Raw genomic sequence first — 8,159 nt, forward strand, 5'->3', positions numbered from 1 at the left:
CCGCGATGGTCCTGCTCCGATCAGACCTCATGGTTCACCGGCGCCATGGCCCACCTCGATGCGGGGCGACGAGACCACAAAGCCTGAGCGTAGGCAGCGGCTGCGACGGTCGCTTTGCGGCGCCGGCCGACAGTTGCCCGGCGGGAGAACACGTCGTAGTCGGCGGCCTCGATCCGGTTGAGGATTTCCGAGTACAACACGAAAGCGGCCCGGACGCAGGGGCGTGAGATGGGCGACAGCATCGCGATCCCGCGTTCGGCTCGACGGTAGATCTGCCGGGTGGTGGCGATCTGGTCTGTCAGGGCCCGGGTGACGCGGGGTTCGGTGCGTCGGTGCGAGACACACCAGCCCAGCAACTCGCTGTCGACGTCGTAGGAGTCCAGCTCGTCGGCCGGTAGGTAGACGCGGCCACGCTCGAAGTCCTCAGCGACGTCGCGCAGGAAGTTGGTGAGCTGGAAGGCCAATCCCAGCGCCGCGGCCGCGGGCGCTGCCTCGGCGCGGCTGGAGACTGTCCCGAGGACCGGCAGGACCTGCAACCCGATCACCTCGGCCGAGCCACGGGTGTAGATCTCCAGCGCTGCCCGGTCGGGGTAGCTGGTAGTGAACAGGTCCATGCGCATCGAGGCGAGGAAGTCGTTGAACAGGTCGTTCGTGATCGTGTAGCGGTGAGCGGTGTCGATCACGGCGGCGAGAATCGGATCTCGGCTCTGTCCGGTACGAAGTCCACTGAACAGGGCATCGGTGACCTCGCCGAGAGCGGTCTCGATGTCGCTCGTGGTGGCGCCGGTAGGAGGTAGGTCGACGATGTCGTCGGCGAATCGGGCGAAGCCGTACAGGGCGTGGACCGCGGGGCGCTGCGCTGGGGTCAGCATCCGGGTCGCCAGAAAGTAGGTGCGACCGTGTTCGGCGTTCAGTTGGCGGCATCGGACATAGGCGTCTCGCAGATGCGGTTCGGTGATGCCGGCTGCATCGAGCTCTGAATCGGTCATGGCGGATCTCCAACAGTGGGCCGGGATCGAACAGGACGGGTGGTGGGAAGGCCGGTGATGCGGTCCGCTGCCAGTCGTCCGGAGATCAGCGCGGTCGGGACGCCGACGCCGGGCACTGTGCCACCGCCGGCCAGGACGACGTTGTCGGAGCGCCGTGGGAAGTTTCCCGGCCGGAACGGCCCCGTTTGGGCGAACGAATGCGACCAGGCGAACGGACTACCGGCTGTCATGTCCTGGCGGGCCCAGTCCGCGGGCGTGAACAGCTTGGTAGCTGTCAGGCTGGCACTCAGACCGGGGGCGATTCGCTGCTCGACGAGGTCGATGAGCTGCTCGGCGTACTGAGGTCCGTCGCGATCCCAGTCGCGGGGTCCTGTGGCCAGGTTGGGGACCGGGGCGAGGATGGAGATCACGTCGTGGCCTGGTGGGGCGAGTTGTGGGTCGGTGCTGCTGGGCCGAGTGATCAGCAGTGACGGATCCTGCATCAGGGATCCGTGGTCGATCAGTTCGGTGAAGGTGGAGCGCCAAGCGGCGCCGAAAGAGATGGTGTGATGCGCGAGCTGCGGCCAGGTGTGGTCGGAACCAGCGTGCAGCACGACTGCTGATGGGGCTGCCCGTAGGGGCACCAGTCGCCGTGGCGCGCCGCCGAGAAGCCGGTAGCTGACCGGCAGTTCGGTAGTCAGTACAACTGCGTCACAGGCGTAGCGATCCCCGTCGCTGGTACGCACGGCGTGGACACGCTGCCCAGTACGTTCGAGCTCGTCCACCGTTGTCCCGTAACGGAACTCGACGCCCGCTTTGGTCGCCGCAGCAGCCAGCGCGTCAGGGATGGCGCGAATGCCACCTTGAGGAAAGTAGACGCCGGCCACGGTGTCCATGTAGGTGATCACCGCATACAGCGCCAGCGCCTGCTGGGGTGCCTGTCCGACGTACAGGGATTGGAAGGTGAAGACTCTTCGCAGTCGCTCATCGCTGATGAATCTGCCGATCACCGGGTCGAGGCGGCCGAAGCCACGCAACGTGATCAGGCGAGCCAGCTGAGGTGAAAGCATCGACAACGGCGAGTCGAAGTTCGACGCGACGAAGCGATCGAACTCGACGCGGTGCATCGTTTCCAACCAGGTTCGCAGCCGCTGGTACCCGGCTGCGGCGTCAGCACCGGCGAAGTCGCGGACGGCTTGTGTCATCTGCTCGGGGTCGCGGTGTACGGCCAGACTGGCCCCGTCGGCGAACCTGGCCAGGTAGGCCGGGTCCAACTCGGTCAGCTGTACGTGATCAGCCAAGGTGGCACCGACGGCGGCGAGTGTGTCGTCAATGATGTCGGGCATTGTCAGCACGCTCGGTCCGGTATCGAGGTGATAGCCATCGAGGTCGAATCGGCCGGCGCGACCGCCAGGAACCTGTTCGCGCTCCAAGACGGTCACCTGACGGCCGCGGCCGGCCAGATGCAACGCCGCGCTCAGGCCGGCGAACCCGGCACCGACGACAACGACCCGGTCCGTGCGGCCGGCGACTGTCCGCATCAGTGCGATCCCTTGAGCTTGGTCATCTGATCAGTGGTCCCTGCGTGAGCACTTCTCGGCCAGCAGCATCAGGCCTTGAAGAGGCAGAGCCGGAAGCCGCGCCACCTTCAACAGATGGGATGCAGCGACGACACGTTGGTCTATCAGCTGCTCGACCCGGCTGTGTGCGCCAGTGGCGACGATCAACTTCTGCCAGGAGCAGACCCATTCCGGGTCGTCGTCCGCCGACCGTGGCAGAGCCGCGGTCAGCGTCTTCATCTGGTTGCGCTGATGGGGAGTGGCCATCTCGCGGGCTATTACGGTCACACTGGTCGCTTTGCCCTGCCGCAGATCGTCACCCAAGGGTTTGCCGGTTGTGCACGGGTCACCGAGCACGCCCAGCTGGTCGTCGCGCAACTGGAACGCTTCGCCGATCAGCGCACCGTAACGCTGTAGCGCGACTGTGTGTTCCCTGGTGCAGCCGGCCATCGCCGCACCGAGTTCCAGTGGGCGCCGGACTGTGTAGTTCCCGGACTTTCGGCGCGCGATGTCGAGGACGGCTTCCAAGCTTGGTGCCGTTGCGGTGTCGTTGAGGAGATCACTGAACTGGCCGACCGCCAGTTCGCTGCGCATCAGGTCGTACACCGGCCAAGCGCGATCCAGCTCAGCGGTCGTCAGGTCTGCCTCGCGCAACATTCGATCGGCCCAGAGCAGGCACAAGTCGCTGAGCAGGATTGCTGCCGAGCGCCCGAATCGTTGAGCGCCTTGGCCGGTGTGGTTTCGGGTGTGCCAATCGGCCAGCTGTCTGTGGACGGTCGGACGACCCCTTCGGGTCGCCGAGTCGTCCATCACGTCGTCCTGGATCAGAGCGAACGCGTGGAGCAACTCCAAGCTGGCGACCGCCTGCGCCGCAGTGCCGGACTCGGGTTGACCGCAGAGCCATCCCAGGTAGGCGAAGGTGGAGCGGACATATTTGCCGTCGGCTACGAACTCGCGGAGTACCCGACCGAGTACTGCGGTATCGGGTGCGGTGAAGTGCTCGATGCAACGCTGGGCTGTGAAAGTGGAGACCATTCCTTTCACGCCGGTGACTTGAGTCTCCAGCCACCCGTTCGGGATGGATCTGATCCCAGTGAGATCGGGGGGCGAATTGATCTCGACGCGGGACCTTCCGTTCACGATCGTCACGACATGCCCTCCACGTTTGTTCTGCCATCGAGCACTGACGAGCCCACCTCTTGTTCTGCTCAGAAGGCGTCGACGGATGCAGGCGTCGCCAAACTTTCGCGAGTCAGCTAAGGGTGGGTTCGATCGCCGACATCCAAGGCACCTCCGGCGCAGTCGTCTGATGGACTTGCTGCCAGGGGCTGGGGCAACCGGAAGCGCACGTTGAACGGTGACGACTTCCAACGCCTCGGTACCCGCGCCTGATCACAGGGAAACCAAGAGCTGCACAAGTTCTGAATCGTCAGGTCCAGTAGAGGAAGCGTGCTGACGGCAAATGGTCAGCCACTGCCTCGTTGAACCAGCTGCGCAGTTCCTTCATCTCGGTGGCGGGATAGACGTACTTCACCGCGCCGAACTTGCCGAACTTGCGGCTACGACGCTCAGGGTCCATCTCCAGCTTGGTGTTTGGATACCAGGACTCCAGTACGTCCTTGCTGCCCGGCGTGAAGCGGTGCGTGATGCACTCGACGGTGAGGTCGGTGTCGGCGGGCAATGCCGCAGCGGCGGCAGCGAGCAGCGCGGTGTACTGCTCGCGCCAGCCATCGATCGGCATGATCGGGGCAATCGTCAGGCCAACCGGATAGCCGGCGCGGGCCAGTGTGCCGAGTCCGGCCAGACGGTGCGGCACTGAGTCGGCGCCGCCTTCGAAACGGCCCGCGACGCCGTCGGCGTTCACAGATGCGCGGATGCGGGTGCGGCCGTTGTGAGGAAGATCGACCAGGCCGTCGACGAGGCCGAACTTGGTCGTTGCCCGGAGCTGGATCGGCCCAGCGAAGTCATGCGTGCCGGCATAGGTGATCGCCGCGGCGAGACTGCCGGTCACCAGCTCGATACCGAGCGGGTCGGTGTAGCAGGACGCCTCGAATGTCGTCCCTTCGCCGCTGCGGGCAGCATCGGCGGAAGTGACGGTGCCGCGCCCGACGTAGGCGTCCATGCCGGCGAGGATCTCGTCGAGATCGGCGTACACGCGGGTGATGGGAGGGCCGCTCAGTGAACCGGCCAGGTAGCAGTACTGGCAATGAGCGGGGCAGCCACGCGCCAGATCGATCCGCCAGTCGGCGCTGGGCGCGATCGGCTGGAGCTTACGGGCCGATGGCGGGCTGACCACTACGGCGAGTGTCGCTTTGGCGCGGTTGTACGCGGTGCGCTCGTCGCCTCCGCTGAGCCCGCTGATGCGGTCCGAGCGCAGAATCGTGATGTCGGTGACGCCGGCGCGTTCGGCACGAGCGAGTACTTCGCGGGTGTGTGGGTGCTCTGCGGCCGATCGTGTCACGAGTATGTGCCTGGGAATCCAGAGTTTTGGGCGACGAGATGACACGACAGGCTCCATTGATTGGTACGACGCTTGCGCAGGCGGTGGGATGCCGCCGGCCGCATCAGCGCCCGATACCCGCGCTGATCGGCGGGAAACGAGTCAGGCACAGGAGAGATCCTGCGATGCACAAGTTCAGCAGGAACATGCATCAAAAAGGGCAACGCGGGGCACCGGGCAGCCGTAGTACCTGACCGTGGTCCAGCCCCTGGCCGCGCCGTGACACATGTCGCGAGGTCAACCATGGACACAAGTATTAGTATCGAAACAGTACCGACCCGCTGCTTCACGCCGCAGCAGCGGGCGCAGCGCGAGGCTGCCACCCAGGTCTTGCTGAAGCGTCGAGCGCTCACTGGCGACGTTGCCGAGCGGCAGCGGCTCCTTGCGGACGTTGTCGAGCTGAACATCGAAATTGCTCGTGGGATCGCACGGCGTTACCACAACCGCGGACCTGAAGCCGATGACCTGGAACAGGTTGCTTGCATGGCACTCGTCAAGGCGGCCAACGGCTACCGGCTGGAATCCGGTACCCCGTTCATCGGGTACGCCGTTCCAACGATCCGCGGCGAGGTCAAGCGGTATTTCCGCGACCTGGCGTGGACCGTGCGGATCCCTCGCCGGCTGCAGGATCTTCAAGGAGTGATGACCGCCAAGGTTCCTTCGCTGGAGCAGCAGTTGGGCAGACCGCCCACTTCGACCGAAGTCGCCGAGTATCTCGGCGTCACGGTCGTCGAGATCGAACAGGCTCGAGCTGCGACGGGTTGCTTCACTGTGTTGTCGCTGGACTGGACCAACGGCAGTGCCGACGACGGTGTCACGCTGGCTGACGCAATACCGGCCCAGGACGACGGAACGATGGTGGAGATCGAGGGCCTCGATCAACTGCTTTCGCTGCTGAATGACCTGGACGACCGGTCCCGGCGGATCCTCCATCTCCGGTTCGTCGAGGCCAGATCCCAGAGCCAGATCGGCGAGGACATCGGGTGTAGCCAGATGCAGGTCTCCAGGAATTTGAAAGCGATCCTCGGCCGGCTCCGCACCCAGCTGGGCATCACGACGGTTGCCGCGTAGAAGGACCTACGCTTGCATTTGCGAGTTAGTTGTTGGTGGCTCCTGAAGGTGAGGTGAAGGCAGCGGTGTCGTAGTACGTCACGAATCGGATGATTTGATCGGCGTAGGTCGACCAGAAAGGTGCCGGCGCTTCTGCGGCGTCGGCCGGGAGTTCGGGTCTGCTCAGCTCGGCACCGTCGGCGAACAGTCCGGCAATCGGCTGTTCGTCTCCTGTCTGGTCGAGCTGGTGCAAGGCGATGGCGAACTGGTCGGCACGGTGGCTCATGAAGGACCTTCCTCGAGGGCTACGTGGTGGTCGGATTTACGAGCTTCAGTCATCGGAGGCGATGTCCTTTCGGGATGCCGGGTTGTTGAGATAGCGGGCCGGGTCTCCGGCGGCGCGGGCACCGCTGGACAACCAGCGGGCGAAGCTCTCCGGGTCCCGATGTTGTAGGGCATCAAGGTAGGCAGCCCGGATCTCGATGAGATGGATGCGATCGGCAACAGAATGGGTGTGCTCCAGTACTGCGTAGCTGAGGCGCCAGCTTCGGCACAGTTCCGCATCGGTCAAGGAGTCTGGTGAAGGCCACACAATGACCGGCGCAGGCAAAGGAGACATCGGCTCCGGACTGTGAGGCAGTTGCAGGACGGGACGGGCGGGCGACCGGTCCTGAATGCGACGCATGATCGGGGGCGATGAGGCGGCGACCAATGTCGTCAAGATCAGGCCATCGGAGCCAGCGACTTCGATCATTCCGATCGCCGCCACCGATCCGACTGCCGCTCTGAGCCCCCACGTCGCGTAACGGCTCAGTGGAACCTGACTGTTGGGCCTGTTGTAGTCGGGAACAGTGCCGGCCGCGGCGATGCCGACCACAGCCGCCATCACCACGAATGCCACCAGAGGGCTTGCGGACAAGCTGAGCAACGCTGCTGCCCAGCCGAGAATGCTGAACAAGATGGCAGCGCTGTTCCAAGCAGTTCGATACATCGGAGTTCCGTCTCGGACCGATTCGGATCTAGAACCTCGTGCTGCAGCCGTGGCGACTGCGTGGGGCTCCTACTACGCCGGCCGATGGTGGCGGCCCGGGCTACTGGTCCGTGGCAGTGTCTGGGCCCCGGCCCGCGCAGCATGTGATCTGCACCGTTCGCGATGTTGCAGTCGCCGGGGGCTGGGGCGATCCTGAGTTCCGTTCGTCAGTTCGGTACCCAGGCAAATCCTCGTCAACCGGCTCCGTCGAATTGAGGTAAGGGCCGAGCGAACTGGATGCTACGCATTGGGGTCGGTCTCTGGCGCACACGGGCCGAACGCCAGAGACCTGGATCAACCTGTCCCGGCCGGGACCCAAGGAGGATCTTGACCGCTCTGTGACCACTACGCGCCGACCTCAAACGTGCGCAGACAGTGTGCAGGTCATCATGACGTCGTGGAGTAAGGCCCTGCGGGCCACGACGAGGCCGAGGGCGAGCCGTGACGACATTCTTCTGGTCAGCAGCGCGCCGGTCACCGCCGCCAGAGCAATGGCGCTGAAGATCCAGGTCGGTGTTTTCTGGACATTCGATCCAGGGCGATGACACTTCGGTGACGCCGGCGGTGATTGCGCCACTGCCAGGCTGACCGAGTTGCCCCAGCCTGTTCGCCGGATAGTAGCCGCCTGCAAAGCAGTCCGAGAGACCTCTCCGATGGAGGGAGTACGGCGTCATGGGCGGGGTACCGCTCGTCCATCAGAGGTGGTGCTCCTTTGTCCGGGGGCTGAAATCGTTGCGTGCGGTTGGCGGGAGGATGACGTGGCGCGTCTAGGTCTGGTGGTCGTTGTGGTGACTGTGGTGGTCGTGGTTGCGCTTGTTCTCTTGGCGATGGTTGCGGGGAAGCCTCACCGCGGCGGTTCGCCTTGTCGAGGTGTTGCGACGCAGGTAAGGGTTGTTTGACTGGAGAGTCGGTGGCTACCGGTGGCAGATGCAGAAGTCACCCGGTCACGCCTATCCTCTCGGAGCCACGTACGACGGCTCCGGTACGAACTTCGCGCTGTTCTCGGAGGTTGCTCAACAAGTTGACCTGGCTCTCATCAATGACGACGGATC

At 64.5% G+C, this 8,159-nt stretch carries 8 protein-coding genes; 2 read left to right on the forward strand and 6 right to left on the reverse strand.

Features of this window, described 5'->3' with window-relative positions; genetic code table 11:
• Positions 1-20: 20 nt before the first annotated feature.
• From AB0P21_RS41330 to AB0P21_RS41345, 4 genes are all read right to left on the reverse strand, one after another.
• Positions 21-989: a phytoene/squalene synthase family protein gene (locus tag AB0P21_RS41330; RefSeq protein ID WP_363705063.1), complete on the reverse strand. Its 969-nt coding sequence runs from the start codon at positions 987-989 to the stop codon at positions 21-23.
• A complete protein-coding gene (crtI, locus tag AB0P21_RS41335; protein ID WP_363705066.1) occupies positions 986-2,509 on the reverse strand; it encodes a phytoene desaturase family protein in 1,524 nt (507 codons plus the stop codon). Before crtI ends, AB0P21_RS41330 begins: the two co-directional genes overlap by 4 nt.
• A gap of 30 nt (positions 2,510-2,539) precedes the next feature.
• Positions 2,540-3,562, reverse strand: a complete 1,023-nt coding sequence (locus AB0P21_RS41340; RefSeq protein ID WP_363705068.1) for a polyprenyl synthetase family protein — start codon at positions 3,560-3,562, stop codon at positions 2,540-2,542.
• A gap of 394 nt (positions 3,563-3,956) precedes the next feature.
• A complete protein-coding gene (locus AB0P21_RS41345; protein WP_363705070.1) occupies positions 3,957-5,045 on the reverse strand; it encodes a spore photoproduct lyase family protein in 1,089 nt (362 codons plus the stop codon).
• Between the two features lie 225 nt (positions 5,046-5,270).
• Between AB0P21_RS41345 and AB0P21_RS41350 the strand changes: the two genes are divergently transcribed.
• The gene (locus tag AB0P21_RS41350) at positions 5,271-6,098 is read left to right on the forward strand and encodes a sigma-70 family RNA polymerase sigma factor (protein WP_363705072.1); all 828 of its coding nucleotides are present in this window, start codon (positions 5,271-5,273) and stop codon (positions 6,096-6,098) included.
• Positions 6,099-6,123: 25 nt separating this feature from the next.
• On the opposite strand, the gene AB0P21_RS41355 is transcribed toward AB0P21_RS41350, so the two are convergent.
• Positions 6,124-6,363, reverse strand: a complete 240-nt coding sequence (locus AB0P21_RS41355; protein WP_363705074.1) for a hypothetical protein — start codon at positions 6,361-6,363, stop codon at positions 6,124-6,126.
• A gap of 45 nt (positions 6,364-6,408) precedes the next feature.
• Entirely contained in the window at positions 6,409-7,068 is a 660-nt protein-coding gene (locus AB0P21_RS41360; RefSeq protein ID WP_363705076.1) for a hypothetical protein, read from the reverse strand.
• A gap of 966 nt (positions 7,069-8,034) precedes the next feature.
• Between AB0P21_RS41360 and AB0P21_RS41365 the strand changes: the two genes are divergently transcribed.
• A partial coding sequence (locus AB0P21_RS41365; RefSeq protein WP_363705083.1) for a hypothetical protein occupies positions 8,035-8,159 on the forward strand: 125 nt, incomplete at its 3' end.

Source organism: Kribbella sp. NPDC056861 (assembly GCF_040687575.1).
In the GTDB taxonomy this organism is placed as follows: Bacteria; Actinomycetota; Actinomycetes; order Propionibacteriales; family Kribbellaceae; genus Kribbella.